14 protein-coding genes and 2 pseudogenes are annotated in these 17,698 nt (G+C 37.9%); 15 read left to right on the top strand and 1 reads right to left on the bottom strand.

Translation table 11 applies throughout. The features are described from left to right. Nucleotides 1-21: 21 nt before the first annotated feature. From cps2T to rfbB, 14 genes and pseudogenes are all read left to right on the top strand, one after another. On the top strand, nt 22-1,194 hold the full coding sequence (gene cps2T, locus B7725_RS09360; RefSeq protein ID WP_084875873.1) for a beta 1-4 rhamnosyltransferase Cps2T: 1,173 nt from the start codon (nt 22-24) through the stop codon (nt 1,192-1,194). 3 nt (nt 1,195-1,197) lie between these two features. Then, nucleotides 1,198-2,346: a glycosyltransferase family 4 protein gene (locus B7725_RS09355; protein WP_084875871.1), complete on the top strand. Its 1,149-nt coding sequence runs from the start codon at nt 1,198-1,200 to the stop codon at nt 2,344-2,346. A gap of 1 nt (nt 2,347) precedes the next feature. Next, on the top strand, nt 2,348-2,956 hold the full coding sequence (locus B7725_RS09350; RefSeq protein WP_084875869.1) for a DUF1919 domain-containing protein: 609 nt from the start codon (nt 2,348-2,350) through the stop codon (nt 2,954-2,956). A 54-nt stretch (nt 2,957-3,010) separates the two neighbouring features. Then, nucleotides 3,011-3,985, top strand: a complete 975-nt coding sequence (locus tag B7725_RS09345; protein WP_084875867.1) for a glycosyltransferase family 2 protein — start codon at nt 3,011-3,013, stop codon at nt 3,983-3,985. A 17-nt stretch (nt 3,986-4,002) separates the two neighbouring features. Further along, nucleotides 4,003-4,992, top strand: coding sequence for a glycosyltransferase family 2 protein (locus B7725_RS09340; protein WP_084875865.1), 990 nt, complete (start codon nt 4,003-4,005; stop codon nt 4,990-4,992). A 78-nt stretch (nt 4,993-5,070) separates the two neighbouring features. Continuing rightward, nucleotides 5,071-6,246, top strand: a complete 1,176-nt coding sequence (locus B7725_RS09335; protein ID WP_193431825.1) for a polymerase — start codon at nt 5,071-5,073, stop codon at nt 6,244-6,246. Between the two features lie 51 nt (nt 6,247-6,297). Continuing rightward, nucleotides 6,298-7,713, top strand: coding sequence for a flippase (locus B7725_RS09330; protein ID WP_084875863.1), 1,416 nt, complete (start codon nt 6,298-6,300; stop codon nt 7,711-7,713). A gap of 1 nt (nt 7,714) precedes the next feature. Then, nucleotides 7,715-8,713 (top strand): acyltransferase, encoded by a 999-nt coding sequence (locus tag B7725_RS09325; RefSeq protein WP_084875860.1) that lies wholly within the window; start codon nt 7,715-7,717, stop codon nt 8,711-8,713. Between the two features lie 13 nt (nt 8,714-8,726). Next, nucleotides 8,727-9,824, top strand: coding sequence for a UDP-galactopyranose mutase (gene glf, locus B7725_RS09320; protein ID WP_084875858.1), 1,098 nt, complete (start codon nt 8,727-8,729; stop codon nt 9,822-9,824). A 1-nt stretch (nt 9,825) separates the two neighbouring features. Next, nucleotides 9,826-10,740: pseudogene (locus tag B7725_RS10020) on the top strand (stealth family protein); the annotation flags it as partial. Beyond that, nucleotides 10,729-11,712, top strand: a pseudogene (locus tag B7725_RS10015) (galactofuranosyltransferase); the annotation flags it as partial. The pseudogenes B7725_RS10020 and B7725_RS10015, both read left to right, overlap by 12 nt. Before the next feature lie 71 nt (nt 11,713-11,783). Then, nucleotides 11,784-12,653: a glucose-1-phosphate thymidylyltransferase RfbA gene (gene rfbA / locus B7725_RS09310; protein ID WP_049519434.1), complete on the top strand. Its 870-nt coding sequence runs from the start codon at nt 11,784-11,786 to the stop codon at nt 12,651-12,653. Continuing rightward, on the top strand, nt 12,654-13,247 hold the full coding sequence (locus B7725_RS09305; protein ID WP_084875855.1) for a dTDP-4-dehydrorhamnose 3,5-epimerase family protein: 594 nt from the start codon (nt 12,654-12,656) through the stop codon (nt 13,245-13,247). 18 nt (nt 13,248-13,265) lie between these two features. Continuing rightward, nucleotides 13,266-14,312 (top strand): dTDP-glucose 4,6-dehydratase, encoded by a 1,047-nt coding sequence (gene rfbB, locus B7725_RS09300; protein WP_084875854.1) that lies wholly within the window; start codon nt 13,266-13,268, stop codon nt 14,310-14,312. Between the two features lie 60 nt (nt 14,313-14,372). On the opposite strand, the gene rfbD is transcribed toward rfbB, so the two are convergent. Then, on the bottom strand, nt 14,373-15,227 hold the full coding sequence (gene rfbD / locus B7725_RS09295; RefSeq protein WP_084875852.1) for a dTDP-4-dehydrorhamnose reductase: 855 nt from the start codon (nt 15,225-15,227) through the stop codon (nt 14,373-14,375). A 249-nt stretch (nt 15,228-15,476) separates the two neighbouring features. On the opposite strand from rfbD, the gene B7725_RS09290 reads away from it, so the two are divergent. Then, entirely contained in the window at nt 15,477-17,459 is a 1,983-nt protein-coding gene (locus B7725_RS09290; protein ID WP_000842554.1) for a peptide ABC transporter substrate-binding protein, read from the top strand. Nucleotides 17,460-17,698 lie beyond the last annotated feature (239 nt).

The raw sequence follows: 17,698 nt of genomic DNA, 5'->3' as shown, positions 1-17,698 counted from the left end.
CCTCAGCCTGTTAGGAGAGAAATGAAACAGTCAGTTTATATTATTGGTTCAAAGGGAATTCCTGCTAAGTATGGAGGATTTGAAACCTTTGTTGAAAAATTAACCGAATATCAAAAAGACAGCAACATACAATACTATGTTGCTTGTATGCGTGAAAATTCAGCTAAATCTGGCATCATGGATGACCAGTTTGAGCATAATGGGGCCATTTGTTTCAACATTGATGTACCCAATATTGGACCGGCTCGTGCCATCGCTTACGATATTGCGGCGGTCAACAAGGCTATTGAATTGGCTAAGGAAAACAAGGACGAGGCTCCGATCTTTTACATTTTAGCTTGTCGCATCGGGCCTTTTATTTCTGGTCTCAAGAAAAAGATTCGTGCGATCGGTGGACGGTTGCTGGTAAATCCAGATGGTCATGAATGGCTACGAGCAAAATGGAGCCTGCCGGTTCGTAAGTACTGGAAATTCTCAGAGCAACTCATGGTCAAGCATGCTGATTTATTGGTATGTGATAGCAAAAATATCGAAAGATATATCCTAGAGGACTATAAACAGTATCAACCAAAGACCACCTATATTGCCTATGGAACGGATACTGCTCCTTCAAGACTGCAAGCAGAAGATACCAAAGTCCGGAATTGGTATCAGGAAAAAGGAGTCAGTGAAAATGGCTATTATCTAGTGGTGGGGAGATTCGTCCCTGAAAACAACTACGAAGCTATGATTCGTGAATTTATCAAGTCCAAGTCTAAGAAGGACTTTGTCCTCATCACAAATGTGGAGCAAAATAAATTTTACGACCAGTTGTTACAGGAAACTGGTTTTGACAAAGATCCTAGGGTCAAATTTGTCGGTACGGTCTATGACCAAGAGTTGCTCAAGTACATTCGTGAGAATGCTTTTGCCTATTTCCATGGGCATGAGGTTGGAGGGACCAACCCTTCTCTACTGGAAGCTCTAGCATCTACAAAACTGAATTTGTTGCTAGATGTTGGCTTTAACCGTGAGGTTGGTGAAGACGGGGCTATTTATTGGAAAAAAGACGAGTTGGCACGCGTCATTGAGGAAGTAGAAGGATTTGATCAGGTTACAATAACTGATTTAGATTTCAAGTCAAGCCAAAGAATCCTCTCAGCTTTCACATGGGAAAAGATTGTGTCAGATTATGAAGAAGTGTTTAAAGGGTAAAGAATGAAACGGATTTTATACTTGCATGCTGGTGCAGAAATGTATGGTGCTGACAAGGTTTTGTTGGAGCTTATTAAAGGTTTGAATAATGACGAATTTGAAACACACGTTATTTTACCCAATGATGGTGTCTTAGTGGGTGCTCTGGAGAGTGTTGGTGTTAAAGTTAAAGTTATTGATTATCCAATCTTGCGCCGTAAATATTTTAATCCTAAGGGAATTCTTGAGTATTTTGGCTCCTATCACCGTTATTCTAAACAAATTGCCAACTATGTCAAGGAAAATGGAATTACTCTCATTCACAACAATACTACTGCAGTACTTGAGGGGATTTATCTCAAACGTAAATTGAAACTTCCTTTGATTTGGCATGTGCATGAAATTATTGTGAAACCAAAAGCAATCTCAGATTTCATCAACTTTTTGATGGGACGTTATGCTGATACGATTGTAACGGTTTCAAATGCTGTAGCCAACCACGTCAAGCAGTCTCACTTTGTAAAAGATGACCAAGTTCAAGTCATTTATAATGGTGTTGACAATGCAGTCTATCATGAAATGGAGGTCAAGGCCGTCCGTGATCAATTTGGTATCGCACAAGATGCGCTTGTCATCGGTATGGTTGGTCGAGTAAATGCATGGAAAGGTCAAGGAGACTTCCTAGAAGCTGTTACTCCAATCTTACAGGCCAATCCCAAAGCAGTAGCCTTTTTAGCAGGTAGTGCATTTAAAGGTGAAGAGTGGCGTGTGGATGAGTTGAAAAAAGCCATTTTAGACACACCAGTAGCTAAACAAATTAAGCGAATCGACTATTATAGTAAGACGACAGAACTTTATAATATGTTTGATATCTTTGTCTTGCCAAGTACCAATCCAGATCCACTGCCAACAGTTGTACTAGAAGCCATGGCCTGTGGTAAGCCTGTAGCGGGTTACCGACATGGTGGTGTCTGTGAAATGGTTAAGGAGGGCGAAAACGGTCTTCTAGCCACTCCAAATCAACCTGAAGAATTGTCTAAGGCTATTCAAGAATTAGCTGACAATACCGAGAAAAGAGGACAGTTAGGAAGTGCATCTGTCCGACGTCAAAAAGAATTCTTTTCGTTGGAAAGTTATATTCGGAATTTCTCAGAGCTATATAAGAAATACTAAGATGAATACTGAAAAAATTAAGAATAAATTAAAACCAATTGTTTATCCAATTATTAACTTTATTCCTAGACGAAGACTTAAGAATAAAAATTTTACGATCATTTGTGATAATTGTTGGGCTGGAAAAGTCTATCAGGAATTGGGCTTGCCTTATCAAACTCCATTTGTAGGGTTGTTTGTCTTTTCTCCTGATTACATCAAGATACTCAAGAATCTAAAACACTATTTGAGTGGGAATATCCCTTTGACATTTATTAAGGAATCAAAATACATCAAAGACTTTGATAATGCTTATCCCCTGGCCCTTTTAGATGATGTCGAATTGCATTTCTTACATTATGCAGATGAAGAAGAAGCAACTCAAAAATGGCAACGCCGTATAGAAAGAATTCATTGGGATAATTTGTATTTCAAGTTCAATGATAATGATGCTTGTACTTACGAGTTGATGAAAGAGTTTGAAGAGCTTCCATATAAGGGTAAGGTCATCTTCTCTTCGAAGAATGATAGTGATCTACCTTCCTTAGTTCATTTCAAATCAGCAGAGAAGCAAGGACATGTTGGGATTGGTTTGAAAACTTACCACCGCTATTTTAATGCTGTTACCTGATTGAATAAGGATAGGGAAGATTTAACATAAAATAAAAATTTAGGTGAAGAATCTATGAAACCACTTTTAACTGTTGTAATTCCAGTTTATAATGTCGAAAAGTATTTAAAACGTTGTGTAGAAAGCGTACTTGTCCAAGGGTGGCATAATTATGATATTTTGCTTGTAGATGACGGAAGTACAGATAGTTCTCCTCAAATCTGTGATGATTATGTTAAAGCTTATGACTTTATCTCAGTTATTCATAAAGAAAATGGAGGCCTTTCTGAAGCTCGCAATACTGGTATTTTACATGCTAAGGGTGAATATGTTTATTTTCCTGATTCTGATGACTGGCTTGAGCCACAAACTTTTACAGAATTAGCAGAGGTGTTGGAATCCCAAGAGTTTGAGCTTGTTTCTTTTAACCGTGAGTTTGTGAAGGGTGAAGAAGATGCTATAGTTTCAGATCCATTAGTAACTCAAGTGTTTGGAGGTAAAGATGCTTTTGTCCAAATGCTCAAGCATAGTTATATCACAGGTTTTGCCAACGACAAAATATATAAAAAGTCTCTATTTATTGATAATAATATTTCTTTTCCGAAAGGAAAATATTATGAAGACTTGGGAACCAATTACAAGCTTTTTCTTTCAACCAAGAATGTCTTTGCTACCAATCAAAAGTATTATCACTATTTAATTGATAATCCTGATTCCATTACACAGTCTTGGAATGAGCAGAAGTTTAGTGATATGTTTGGATTTTATAAAGATATTTTCTATTCTGATTTTGTTCGTTCACAATTGAATAAAGAGGAGTTACAAATTTCTCAGCGATATTATGTGAACGGATTGATTCATATATTGGCAAGTTTGTATAAATCTAAATTGGATAAAAATTATGGTGAGATTACAAGTGAAGTGAAACAGGAATTAGAAAAAAATAAAATGACGTGTAGTGAAGTGAAATCTATTCCAAATAGAATCAAATATTTGTTGTATCGTTTGCATTTATTAAATCTTGCTTTCACTATTCAAGGGATGAAGTGAGAGGAATTTAGGGGATTATGTTGAAGTATTCAGTCATTATACCTGTATACAATGTAGAGAATTATCTCCCTCGTTGTATCGGTAGTCTACTTGCTCAAAATTATGCAGATTTGGAAATTTTGTTGATTGATAATGGCTCCAAAGATCAGAGTGGTCAAATCTGTGAAGATTATGCGGCTCAGTTTTCAAATATTACAGCTTATCATATTCCAAATAAAGGGGTCGGCTCAGCCCGTAATTTTGGTTTAGCCAAAGCGAAAGGCGAGTTCATTTATTTTGTAGATGCGGATGACTATCTTGTGGGAAATTTATTTTCAGATGTGGAAAGTCAATTAGATTCACAATTAGACTTATTGGTGTTTAGTTACTATAATTCGATTGAAAAGAACTTATCAGAAATCAATCGATCGGCAAACATACTTCCTATTGAAGGAAAAAAAGACAAAAGTGATTTTATTGCGCTTTTTCAAGAATTATGTTTAACAGACATGATGTATACTGTTTGGAATAAAATTTACCGTAGAGAATTCCTGGAGGAACATGAAATTGTTTTTGAATCCTATGAATTGGGAGAAGATGTTCGTTTCAATCTGAATGTTTATCAACATGTCAATGCAGTTTTCTTGGTGAAATCTGGTTATTATGTCTATATTTCAGGAAGAGTAGATTCTGCGATGGGACAGTATAATCCTAATCGGATGAACTATCAATTGGAAGAACTAGGAAAAGTTGATCAGTTGATGACAAGCTGGAATATCCATGATGATCAATTTATAGATCAAATAAAGGCGCGCATCCTGATGAGTAATATTCAGAACATATCAAAGCAAAAGATGTCTCTTTCTAAAAAACGACACTGTGTTGAGATGTTGTGCAGAAATCAAGAGATGATTGTCTTGCTAAAAAAAACTACTTCTCCGCTTCACCCTCTAGTTAGACGGTTACTACATTTCAGAATGTATCGGACAGTAATTTTTTTAAAAAAACTGCAAACCTTGATAAAATAGGGGAATTCGCTATTTAGTTGTGAAAGGTTTTTATAGATACCAGTAATAAGACTATATGATCATGATTGAAAGGTTTGGATGACTGTTGTGATGAACCATCGTTTTATCTCAGAAAAAATTTATTTATTCACTCTGTTTATATGGGTTGTTGTTGCTTCGTTAGTTACAACCACTTATTTTGTGCGATTAGATGGTTTTCTATCGCTTTATCGTTTACTCCTTTACTTTACAATTATTATGCTGTTGATAAAGGAGTTGATGAACTTTCCGAAAACGCTATATTACTTTAGATTTCATTGGCAACAATTATTAATAGTAACGGCATTTTTTATTGCAATGTTTATAGTTGCAAAAAATCGCGATGGATTGTTAGATATAAATGTGTTGCTTCTTGTTTTTTCTGCTAGAGATATTGATTTTAGGAAATTACTAGGAACTTTTTCTGTAGCGACATTCCTGGTACTTTGTTTGACAATTTATGCCAGTCAAAAAGGTATGATTGCCAATATGTTTATGAATGCAGATGGTGGCTACCGTTTTAGTCTAGGATTTAACTATGTATCATTTGCGTCACAGAGACTGTTCTTTGCTTTGTGTACTTATCTGATGTTTCGTGGTAAAAGGATTTCTTACCTTGAATTGTTTGCCTTACTCTTGGCTACAATTTATATGTACCAACAAACTTCTACATCTAGTCCATTTTACTTAAGTATTTTGATGCTAACCTATGCTTTGTTGAGTATTAAAATCTTTAAAAAAGAGTTTATCGTGGGAAATTTCTGGTCAAAGGCACTTGCGCAGTACGGTTTTATTGTAGCTTTAGCGGTTATCTTGTATTTTTGTTTTTATTCATCTGGCAATTTATTTCACTTAGTCGATCAATTTACGCATAATCGCTTGCGTCTCAGTGTCAATGGTTTTCAAAATTTTGGTGTATCTTGGTTAGGGCAACCAATTTCCTTTACAACTCTTGATATGTTTGGAAATTTCACTAGTAATTACAATTATATTGATAGCTCTTTTGTTCAATTATTGGTTATTGATGGCTTGATTGTCAGTGCCTTTATGTTGTTTGCTCTTACTAAAGTTATGAAATATTTCATATCCATTCAAAAAGATATCATACTGGCTTGCCTAGGAATTATGATTATCCATGGAATGTTCGACCCTCAGATGTTGGTTCTTCGTTATTCCCCATTAATCTTATTTATCAGTCGCCTGTTTATTCTGAATGAGGATGCAAAAATTGAATAAAGAAGAGTATTCGTCAGATTCAAAGGAAGGCTGAAACAAGTTATTGTACTTATGAAAGTTTTAAAAAATTACGCTTATAATCTCTCCTACCAGCTGCTGGTGATTATTCTACCGATTATCACCACCCCGTATGTTACTCGGGTATTTAGCTCTGAAGATTTAGGAACTTACGGTTATTTCAACTCCATTGTCACCTACTTTATCCTTCTGGCGACTTTAGGGGTGGCCAATTACGGTACTAAGGAGATTTCAGGACACCTACAAGAGATCCGAAAGAATTTTTGGGGGATCTATACCCTCCAGTTAGGAGCGACATTTGTTTCTATCCTCCTCTATGCTTTGTTTTGTTTGATGCTTCCATCCATGCAAAATCCTGTAGCCTATATTTTGGGACTCAGTTTGGTTTCAAAAGGGATCGATATTTCCTGGCTTTTTCAAGGGTTGGAGGACTTCCGCAAGATTACGGTTCGAAATATTACGGTTAAGCTAGTTGGAGTGATCTCCATCTTCTTGTTCGTTAAATCTGCCAATGACCTTTATCTTTATGTGTTTCTACTAACGATCTTTGAGCTATTAGGTCAGTTAAGCATGTGGCTACCTGCTCGGGAGTTCATTGGGAAACCACATTTTGATATGGCTTATGCACGGGTGCATTTAAAACCGGTTATTCTGCTCTTCTTACCACAGATTGCCATTTCCCTCTATGTAACCCTTGACCGGACTATGCTGGGAGCTCTCGCATCTACAAAGGATGTAGGTATTTACGACCAGGCCTTAAAATTAGTCAATATTTTGTTGACTTTGGTAACCTCACTGGGGAGTGTCATGTTGCCTCGGGTATCGAACCTCTTATCCTCAGGGGACCACAAGGCTGTCAACAAGATGCACCAAATGTCCTTTTTGATTTATAATTTAGTCATTTTTCCAATGATGGCAGGGATCTTGATTGTCAATGCTGATTTTGTTCAATTTTTCCTTGGTCAAGATTTTCAGGATGCACGCTATGCAATTGCCATTATGATCTTTCGTATGTTCTTTATCGGTTGGACCAATATTATGGGAATTCAGATATTGATCCCTCATAACCGAAATAAAGAATTCATGATTTCAACAACGGCTCCTGCAATTATCAGTGTAGGATTAAACTTATTATTCCTTCCTAAACTTGGTTATATCGGAGCAGCCATTGTTTCTGTCTTAACAGAGGCGCTAGTGTGGGCGATCCAATTATACTTTACCCGCAGATACCTAAAAGAAGTTCCTATTATTGGATCTATGACAAAAATTATTCTATCATCAGCTATCATGTATGGCATTTTGCTAGGTTCAAAAACAGTTATACATTTTTCGCCAACCTTAAATGTTCTAGTTTTTGCAGTGCTTGGCGGAATCATTTATCTTTTTGCAATTCTATCTCTGAAAGTGGTAGATGTAAAAGAATTAAAACAAATCGTTGGGAAAAAATAGAATGCATAAAACTCGGAATATTAATTTAGATTTAATAAAAGTGCTTGCATGTATTGGAGTTGTTCTACTTCATACAACAATGATTGGATTTAAAGACACAGGTTCTTGGAATCTATTGGCGTATTTATATTACTTAGGTACCTACTCTATACCTCTGTTTTTTATGGTCAATGGTTATTTATTGTTAGGAAAGAGGAATATAACCTATTCCTACATACTGGAGAAAGTAAAATGGATTCTAATTACAGTGTCGTCATGGACTACTATCGTTTGGTTGCTTAAACGAGATTTTGCAGTTAATCCTGTCAAAAAAATTATTGGTTCGATGGTGCAAAAAGGTTATTTCTTTCAGTTTTGGTTTTTTGGTGCACTGATACTCATTTATTTATGTCTACCTATTTTAAGAAAGATTCTGAATTCAAAAAGAAGATACTTATACATTCTATCTTTCTTTGCCACTATTGGTTTAATTTTTGAGTTGGCAAATATTATAATTCAAACGCCGTTACAGTCCTATGTTATACAAACATTTAGATTATGGACGTGGTTTTTCTATTACTTTTTAGGAGGTTTGGTAGCTCAATTTGATAAAGAGTTTATAAAAAATGGTTTTAAGAGATGGATGAAAATAGTTGCAGTACTGTTGCTGTTGATTACCCCGGTAATACTATTTTTCTTAGCTAAAACCATTTACCATAATCTTTTTGCGGAATATTTTTATGATATTCTTTTTGTAAAAATTGTAAGTTTAGGAGTTTTCTTGACGATATTGACACTCTCTTTGAAAGAAAGCAAATATAAGTGGATTGTTTCCCTTTCTAATCAAACAATGGGAGTTTTCATAGTACATACTTATGTTATGAAAGTGTTAGAAAAATTGCTTGGTTTTAGTTATACAGGTGCGTATTTACTTTTTCCAATACTCACTTTGTGTGTAAGTTTAATTGTTGTTAGTTTATTAATGAAAATTCCTTATTTCAATCGAATCGTCAAATTATAAAAAGGAGAATAAAGTGTACGACTATCTTATCGTTGGTGCAGGTTTGTCTGGAGCAATCTTTGCACATGAAGCTACAAAACGTGGGAAAAAAGTAAAAGTGATTGACAAACGTAATCACATCGGTGGCAATATCTACTGTGAAAATGTTGAAGACATCAATGTCCACAAGTATGGTGCCCACATTTTCCATACTTCTAACAAAAAAGTGTGGGACTATATCAACCAATTCGCTGAATTCAATAACTATATCAACTCACCAGTGGCTAACTACAAGGGTAGCCTCTACAATCTTCCTTTCAACATGAATACCTTCTACGCTATGTGGGGAACTAAGACACCACAAGAAGTCAAGGATAAGATTGCAGAGCAAACGGCTGACATGAAAGATATTGAGCCTAAGAACTTGGAAGAACAAGCTATCAAGCTGATTGGTCCAGATATCTATGAAAAGTTGATCAAGGGCTATACAGAAAAGCAATGGGGACGTTCTGCAACAGACCTTCCTCCATTTATCATCAAGCGCCTTCCAGTGCGTTTGACCTTTGATAATAACTACTTTAACGACCGTTACCAAGGGATTCCAATCGGTGGCTACAACGTCATTATCGAAAACATGCTAGGCGATGTAGAAGTAGAACTTGGGGTTGATTTCTTTGCTAATCGTGAAGAGTTGGAAAAATCAGCTGATAAAGTTGTCTTTACTGGGATGATTGACCAGTACTTCGACTACAAACATGGAGAATTGGAATACCGTAGTCTTCGTTTTGAGCACGAAATCTTGGATGAGGAAAATCATCAAGGGAATGCTGTGGTCAACTATACAGAACGTGAGATTCCTTATACTCGTATCATCGAACACAAGCATTTCGAGTATGGTACTCAACCAAAGACGGTTATCACTCGTGAGTACCCAGCTGATTGGAAACGTGGAGACGAACCATATTACCCAATCAACGATGAAAAGAACAACGCTATGTTTGCTAAGTACCAAGAAGAAGCAGCAAAAAATGACAAGGTCATCTTCTGTGGCCGCCTAGCAGACTATAAATACTACGACATGCATGTCGTTATTGAGCGTGCTCTTGAAGTCGTTGAAAAAGAATTTGAATAAAATGACACAAGAGAAAATTGATATAGTGGTACTATGGGTAGATGGGAGCGATCCAGAATTTATCTGTGAAAAGCAAATAGTTGCAGGGCAAATTAATGGTTCGGATCATCATATTGATAGCGACATGAGATACCGTGATTATGGAACATTGAATCATTGGTTCCGTATGATTGAAAAACATGCTTCTTGGGTCAATAAGGTATTTCTAATTACCAATGGTCAGAAACCTGAATGGTTGAACCTGGCTCACCCCAAATTGAGGTTGGTTACGCATAAGGAATTTATCCCTAAAGAGTTTCTACCTACTTATAATTCAGCAGCTATTGAGCTTAATCTCCATCGGATTGAAGGCTTGTCGGAAAATTATCTCTATTTCAATGATGATATGTACTTAATCAGAGACAGTAAACCTTCAGATTTTTATAGGAATGGGCAACCTAAGCTTTTAGCGGTTTATGATGCTTTAGTTCCTTGGTCACCATTTACGAATACTTATCACAATAATGTTGAATTAATCTATCGTCATTTTCCTAATAAGAAGGCTTTGAAAACTTCACCTTGGAAATTCTTTAATTTCCGTTATGGTTCCTTGGTTTTGAAAAACTTTTTACTCTTGCCATGGGGCCCGACGGGATACGTGAACCAGCATTTACCTGTTCCGATGAAAAAGAGTACCTTGGCACATTTATGGGAAATTGAGGGAAAAACATTAGATAAAACGTCACGAAATAAAATTAGAGACTATGGAGTGGATGTTAATCAATACATCTGTCAGCATTGGCAAATTGAAAGTAATCGGTTTTATCCTATGTCAAAGAATTTTGGAGAGTCGATAGACCTAAATCAAGTGGATCGATTAGAGAGTATCTTTAAAGATAAACATAAAAAACTGCTTTGTGTGAATGATGATGTTGAAGAAATTGTAAAGAGGGAGGGCTATAAAGCCTTGGTTCTTTCGGTTGATAATTGGTACGAGATGAGTACACTTAAAGCACAACTTCATAAATCTAAAGCTTTTGGTAAGACTTTGAGCCAACTTAAAAAGGGAGATGAGTTACTTATCCAGTTCCCAATGATTCATCACAGCTTTTTCACAACTCATCATGTAAAAAGAGTTCAAAAAAAAGGTGTAAAAGTTAGTTTTATTATCCATGATTTAGAAGCTCTTCGTTATGTCAATGTTGAGGATTTCCCTTTGAAACATAAGATTCGCATTCAAATTCAAGAATCAGGTCTACTTGGTGCAGCTGATGGGATCATCGCCCACAATTCAATCATGAAATCTGTTTTGGTGGATAAAGGAATTGCGGAAAATAAGATTGTTAGCCTAGGCATTTTCGATTATTTGATTCCAAATTTCCAGGAGAAGACAGGTCTAACTAAGAATCTGCCAATCATTGTAGCAGGGAATTTAGCCCAAGAAAAAGCTGGATATCTTTACTCTCTTCCTGAAGAACCTGCTTATAACCTTTATGGTGTTGGTTTCGACGAGAGCAGATCTCTTGCGAATGAGACTTACTTTGGGTCTTTCTTACCTGATGAGCTTCCTGCAGCACTTGAGGGTGGTTTTGGGCTTGTCTGGGATGGTGATAGCGCTGAAACCTGTAGTGGCGTCTTTGGTGAATACCTTCGCTATAACAACTCTCATAAGGCGTCGCTTTATTTGGCTTCGGGATTTCCTGTCGTAGTCTGGAAAGAGTCGGCTCTCGCACATTTTGTTCTGGATAAACAATGTGGTCTAGCAGTTGATTCTCTACACGACCTCCAAAAAGTACTAGATGATTTGACACTTCAAGATTATAAGGAACTTTCAGAACAGGCTAGGAAAGTTGGAGCTGCTCTTCGAGACGGAGCCTATTTAAAAGCTGCCTTATCCAAATTGAAGTAAATTCCTTAGGGAATTTGGGACAAAATGAAATATAATATAAGATAGGTAATTAGCCAGAAAGGAAGCCTATTATGAAAGGTATAATTCTTGCGGGTGGTTCAGGTACCCGATTGTACCCACTTACTCGAGCTGCGTCAAAACAGCTGATGCCAGTTTATGATAAACCCATGATTTACTATCCTTTGTCAACCTTGATGTTGGCTGGGATTAAGGACATTTTGATCATCTCAACACCACAGGATTTGCCCCGCTTTAAGGACTTGCTCTTGGATGGTTCCGAATTTGGGATTAAACTTTCTTATGCGGAACAGCCAAGTCCAGATGGACTTGCTCAGGCTTTTCTTATCGGTGAAGAATTTATCGGTGACGATAGTGTTGCCTTGATTTTAGGAGATAATATCTATCATGGACCTGGTTTGAGCAGAATGCTTCAAAAGGCAGCCAAGAAAGAGAAGGGTGCGACTGTTTTTGGCTACCAAGTGAAGGATCCAGAGCGTTTTGGTGTGGTCGAGTTTGATACAGACATGAATGCTATTTCCATAGAAGAAAAACCGGAGAATCCTCGATCCAACTATGCAGTGACAGGTCTTTATTTCTATGATAATGATGTTGTGGAGATTGCTAAACAGATCAAACCAAGCGCTCGTGGCGAGTTGGAAATCACAGATGTTAACAATGCTTATTTGAAGCGTGGGGATTTGTCAGTTGAAGTTATGGGACGTGGTTTTGCCTGGTTGGATACAGGGACGCATGAGAGTCTGTTAGAGGCTTCCCAATATATCGAAACAGTTCAACGGATGCAAAATGTTCAGGTTGCCAACCTGGAAGAAATAGCCTACCGAATGGGTTATATCAGCCGCGAAGATGTGCTGAAGTTGGCGCAACCTCTCAAGAAGAATGAATACGGGCAATACTTGCTCCGTTTGATTGGAGAAATCTAGATGACAGATAAATTTTTCGGAAAAATACTTGCGGTGCGTAAAATTGATGCCATTCCAGGTATGTTAGAGTTTGATATTCCAGTTCATGGTGACAATCGTGGCTGGTTTAAGGAAAATTTCCAGAAGGAAAAGATGGTGCCACTTGGCTTTCCTGAAAGCTTCTTTGCTGAAGGGAAACTGCAAAATAATGTCAGCTTTTCTCGTAAAAATGTTCTTCGAGGCCTCCATGCTGAACCTTGGGACAAGTACATCTCAGTAGCAGATGGTGGCAAGGTTCTGGGTTCTTGGGTGGACCTGCGCGAGGGTAAGACTTTTGGAAATGTTTATCAGACAGAGATTGATGCAAGTAAGGGAATCTTTGTCCCTCGTGGCGTAGCCAATGGTTTCCAAGTGCTCTCGGATACAGTTTCTTATAGCTATCTGGTCAATGACTACTGGGCACTTGAACTCAAGCCTAAATATGCTTTTGTCAACTATGCAGACCCAGCTTTGGGCATCCAGTGGGAAAACCTAGCAGAAGCAGAGGTCTCAGAAGCAGATAAACATCATCCATTACTTAAGGATGTAAAACCATTAAGAAAAGAAGATTTGTAAAAAAGTTAAGGAATAAAAATGACTGAATACAAAAATATCATCGTGACAGGTGGGGCTGGTTTTATCGGTTCTAACTTTGTTCATTATGTTTACAAGAACTTTCCAGACGTCCATGTGACAGTGCTGGACAAGCTGACTTATGCGGGTAATCGTGCCAACATTGAAGAAATTTTAGGTGACCGTGTTGAGTTGGTTGTTGGAGATATTGCTGATGCAGCCTTGGTAGACAAGTTAGCGGCTGAAGCGGATGCTATCGTTCATTACGCTGCAGAAAGCCATAATGACAACTCGCTCAATGACCCGAGCCCCTTTATCTACACTAACTTCATCGGGACCTACACTCTATTGGAAGCAGCTCGTAGATATAACCTTCGTTTCCACCATGTGTCGACTGACGAAGTCTATGGTGATCTGCCTCTGCGTGAAGATTTGCCAGGTCATGGAGAAGGTCCAGGTGAGAAGTTCACAGCTGAAACCAAGTACAATCCAAGCTCGCCTTACTCATCAACAAAGGCAGCTTCAGACTTGATTGTCAAAGCTTGGGTTCGCTCATTTGGTGTCAAAGCGACTATTTCTAACTGTTCAAACAACTATGGTCCTTATCAGCACATCGAGAAGTTCATTCCGCGCCAAATCACCAATATCTTGAGCGGTATCAAGCCAAAACTTTACGGTGAAGGTAAGAATGTCCGTGACTGGATTCATACCAATGACCATTCTTCAGGTGTTTGGACGATTCTGACCAAAGGTCAAATCGGTGAAACCTACTTGATTGGTGCGGATGGTGAGAAGAATAATAAAGAAGTGCTGGAACTCATTCTCAAGGAAATGGGGCAACCAGCTGACGCTTATGACCACGTGACAGATCGAGCTGGTCACGATCTCCGCTATGCCATCGATGCCAGCAAACTTCGTGATGAACTAGGATGGAAACCCGAGTTTACCAACTTTGAAGCAGGTCTCAAAGAGACCATTAAGTGGTACACAGACAACCAAGACTGGTGGAAATCTGAAAAAGAAGCCGTCGAGGCTAACTATGCTAAAACGCAACAAGTAATTAACTAAATGCATACTAAAAAGCAAGAGAACTCAAGGTCCCTTGCTTTTTATGTATGTCGTAATCTTTTATTTTCTTACTTCTTGTTTATAAAACTCTTTAAGGGCATCTTGCCATGTTGGAATGACGAAACCTGTTGCCTTCGCTTTGGCTAAACTCATGGTTGAGTTGAGGGGACGTTTAGCCTTAGCAGGGAACTTGCTGGAGTCTACTGGTACTACTTCAACATCACTGTCCTTAAGAATTTCAACAGCAAAGTCATACCAAGTGGTGTCTTCAGTTGAGTCATTTGATAAGTGGTAGTAGCCAAATTCTTTTAGATTTTCAGTCAAGTAGGTCATGAACTCAGCCAAGGTACGTGTCCAGGTTGGGCGACCGTGTTGGTCGTTAACTACAGTGAGAGTTTTATGGGTTTTGGCAAGATTTTGCATGGTAAAGACAAAGTTTTTGCCATAATTTCCAAAGACCCAAGCAGTACGGATGATGTAATGCTGTGATGTAAGATTTTCAACGAGTTCTTCACCCATTCGCTTGGTACGCCCGTACTCTGTCTGCGGATCAGGTAGGTCATCGACTTCCCATTCTTGTCCAACGGGTTTTTTCCCATCAAAGACATAGTCTGTTGAGATATAGACCAGGGTAGCTCCGTATTTCTCAGAGGCCTTGGCTACATTTTCAGTTCCAGTTACGTTTATGGTAAAATCCAGTTCTTTCCCCTCGTCTTCAGCCGCATCCACAGCAGTGTAGGCTGCACAATGATAGACCAGAGTTGGCTTGACCTCAGCAAATACCTTATCAACCATTTCAGTATTAGTGATATCCATTTCGGTCACATCCACTGCAACATAGTCCACATTTCGTTCATCTAGTAAATAACGTAGTTCGGTACCGAGCTGACCATTTGCACCTGTAATTAATATCATTGTCTCCTCCTCAGATTTTCTTATATCTAATCATAGCAAAAAAATGATAAAAAATCTGATTTTTACCTTTGGTTTGACCGTTTGTATTTTGGAAATCGTAAATTATACAAATTGGAATTTAATACTAAGGATATCTATCAAAAAAATATTTTTCAGAAAATGCTAAAATCATTCAAAAATTCTGAAAATTCTGTTGACAACTTTGTGAAAAGGGTCTATAATGGGATGTAAATTTTAAAGGAGAAAATGATGAAAAGTTCAAAACTATTTGCCCTTGCGGGTGTAACCTTGTTGGCAGCTGCGGCTCTAGCTGCTTGCTCTGGATCAAGTTCAAGTGCTAAAGGTGAGAAAACATTCTCATATATCTATGAAACAGACCCTGACAACCTCAACTATTTGACAACTGGTAAGGCAGCTACAGCAAATATTACGAGCAATGTTATTGATGGTTTGCTCGAAAATGACCGCTATGGTAACTTTGTGCCATCTATGGCTGAGGATTGGTCTGTATCTAAGGACGGCTTGACTTACACGTATACGCTTCGTAAGGATGCAAAATGGTATACCTCTGAAGGTGAGGAATACGCAGAAGTCAAAGCTCAAGACTTTGTAACAGGACTTAAATATGCTGCTGATAAAAAATCTGATGGTCTTTATTTAGTTCAAGAATCAATCAAAGGATTGGACGCCTATGTTAAAGGAGAAATTACAGACTTCTCTCAAGTAGGAATCAAGGCCCTTGATGATTATACAGTTCAGTACACATTGAACAAGCCAGAAAGCTTCTGGAATTCTAAGACAACGATGGGAGTTTTGGCCCCAGTAAATGAAGAGTTCTTGAACTCTAAAGGGGATGACTTCGCTAAGGGAACTGACTCAAGCAGTATTCTCTACAATGGTCCGTTCTTACTCAAATCAATTGTTGCTAAATCTTCTGTCGAATTTGCGAAAAATCCTAACTACTGGGATAAGGACAATGTCCATATCGATAAGGTTAAATTATCATTCTGGGATGGACAAGATACCAACAAACCAACTGAAGCTTTCAAAGACGGCAGCTTTACAATGGCTCGTCTCTTCCCAACAAGCGCTAGCTACCCAGAGACTGAAAAAACATTCAAAGACAATATCGTTTATACACAACAAGACTCTACTACTTATTTAGTCGGTACGAATATTGATCGTCAGTCTTATAAGTACACTTCTAAGACAACGGATGAAGAAAAAACATCAACCAAGAAAGCTCTTCTAAACAAAGACTTCCGTCAAGCTCTTGCTTTTGGTTTCGATAGAACAGCCTATGCTTCTCAAGTAAATGGTGCAAGCGGAGCTACCAAACTGCTTCGTAACTTATTTGTTCCTCCTACATTTGTACAGGCAGATGGAAAGAACTTTGGCGAAATGGTCAAAGATAAATTGGTGACTTATGGTGATGAGTGGAGCAACGTGAACTTGGATGATGCTCAAGATGGACTCTACAACCCAGATAAGGCCAAAGCAGAGTTTGCTAAAGCTAAGACAGCTCTCCAAGCGGAAGGTGTGAAATTCCCAATCCACTTGGATATGCCTGTAGACCAAACCAATACAACAAAAGTTCAACGTGTCCAATCTTTTAAACAGTCAGTTGAAAAAAACTTAGGATCTGATAATGTGGTTGTCGATATTCAACAACTTCAAAAAGACGATGTCTTGAACATCACTTACTTTGCTGAAACTGCGGCTGGAGAAGACTGGGATATCTCAGATAACGTGGGTTGGTCTCCAGACTTTGCAGACCCTTCCACCTACCTTGATATTATCAAACCATCTGTAGGGGAAAATACAAAGACTTACCTAGGATTTGACTCAGGAACAAACAACGCTGCTGCCAAGCAAGTTGGTTTGGAAGACTACGAAAAAATGGTTGTGGAAGCTGGGGAAGAAACTACTGACGTTTCAAAACGTTATGAAAAATATGCTGCTGCCCAAGCTTGGTTGACAGACAGTGCCTTGCTCATCCCAACAACTTCTCAAACTGGTCGTCCAATGTTGTCTAAGATGGTACCATTTACACTTCCGTTTGCATACTCTGGTAACAAGGGTATGAGCGAAGCCCTCTTGTATAAATACCTAGATGTACAAGATAAGGCAGTAACAACAGAAGAGTATCAAAAAGCTCAAGAAAACTGGTTGAAAGAAAAAGAAGAGTCTAATAAGAAGGCTCAAGAAGACCTCGCAAACCATGTGAAATAATTTTGCAGGATATGAGAAAGGATTTAGTATTCCTCTTGGATGCTAAGTCCTTTTTATATCTTTAAAGCGAGCTTTTAAATTTGGGGTGTCTTGAGAAATTTTTGCGAATTTTCCTTTTTTCCTATTGCTTTCTTAGATATTATTTGTTATATTAAAAGCATAATTATTTTTTTATTTATGACAGTTAAGCACGGTACTTTCAGAGAAAGGAGTATTTTTTAAAAAAGAAATGTAAACGC

This window comes from Streptococcus oralis subsp. tigurinus (genome assembly GCF_002096275.1).
Lineage (GTDB): Bacteria > Bacillota > Bacilli > Lactobacillales > Streptococcaceae > Streptococcus > Streptococcus oralis_CN.
Note: the sequence above shows the minus strand (reverse complement) of the source record. Positions and strands in the feature narration are given on the sequence as shown.

Bases quoted from the DNA above. Each gene is read 5' to 3' on its own strand.
- cps2T (WP_084875873.1), top strand. From the start codon at position 22: ATGAAACAGTCAGTTTATATTATTGGTTCAAAGGGAATTCCTGCTAAG.
- B7725_RS09355 (WP_084875871.1), top strand. From the start codon at position 1,198: ATGAAACGGATTTTATACTTGCATGCTGGTGCAGAAATGTATGGTGCT.
- B7725_RS09350 (WP_084875869.1), top strand. From the start codon at position 2,348: ATGAATACTGAAAAAATTAAGAATAAATTAAAACCAATTGTTTATCCA.
- B7725_RS09345 (WP_084875867.1), top strand. From the start codon at position 3,011: ATGAAACCACTTTTAACTGTTGTAATTCCAGTTTATAATGTCGAAAAG.
- B7725_RS09340 (WP_084875865.1), top strand. From the start codon at position 4,003: ATGTTGAAGTATTCAGTCATTATACCTGTATACAATGTAGAGAATTAT.
- B7725_RS09335 (WP_193431825.1), top strand. From the start codon at position 5,071: ATGACTGTTGTGATGAACCATCGTTTTATCTCAGAAAAAATTTATTTA.
- B7725_RS09330 (WP_084875863.1), top strand. From the start codon at position 6,298: ATGAAAGTTTTAAAAAATTACGCTTATAATCTCTCCTACCAGCTGCTG.
- B7725_RS09325 (WP_084875860.1), top strand. From the start codon at position 7,715: ATGCATAAAACTCGGAATATTAATTTAGATTTAATAAAAGTGCTTGCA.
- rfbA (WP_049519434.1), top strand. From the start codon at position 11,784: ATGAAAGGTATAATTCTTGCGGGTGGTTCAGGTACCCGATTGTACCCA.
- B7725_RS09305 (WP_084875855.1), top strand. From the start codon at position 12,654: ATGACAGATAAATTTTTCGGAAAAATACTTGCGGTGCGTAAAATTGAT.
- rfbB (WP_084875854.1), top strand. From the start codon at position 13,266: ATGACTGAATACAAAAATATCATCGTGACAGGTGGGGCTGGTTTTATC.
- rfbD (WP_084875852.1), bottom strand. From the start codon at position 15,227: ATGATATTAATTACAGGTGCAAATGGTCAGCTCGGTACCGAACTACGT.
- B7725_RS09290 (WP_000842554.1), top strand. From the start codon at position 15,477: ATGAAAAGTTCAAAACTATTTGCCCTTGCGGGTGTAACCTTGTTGGCA.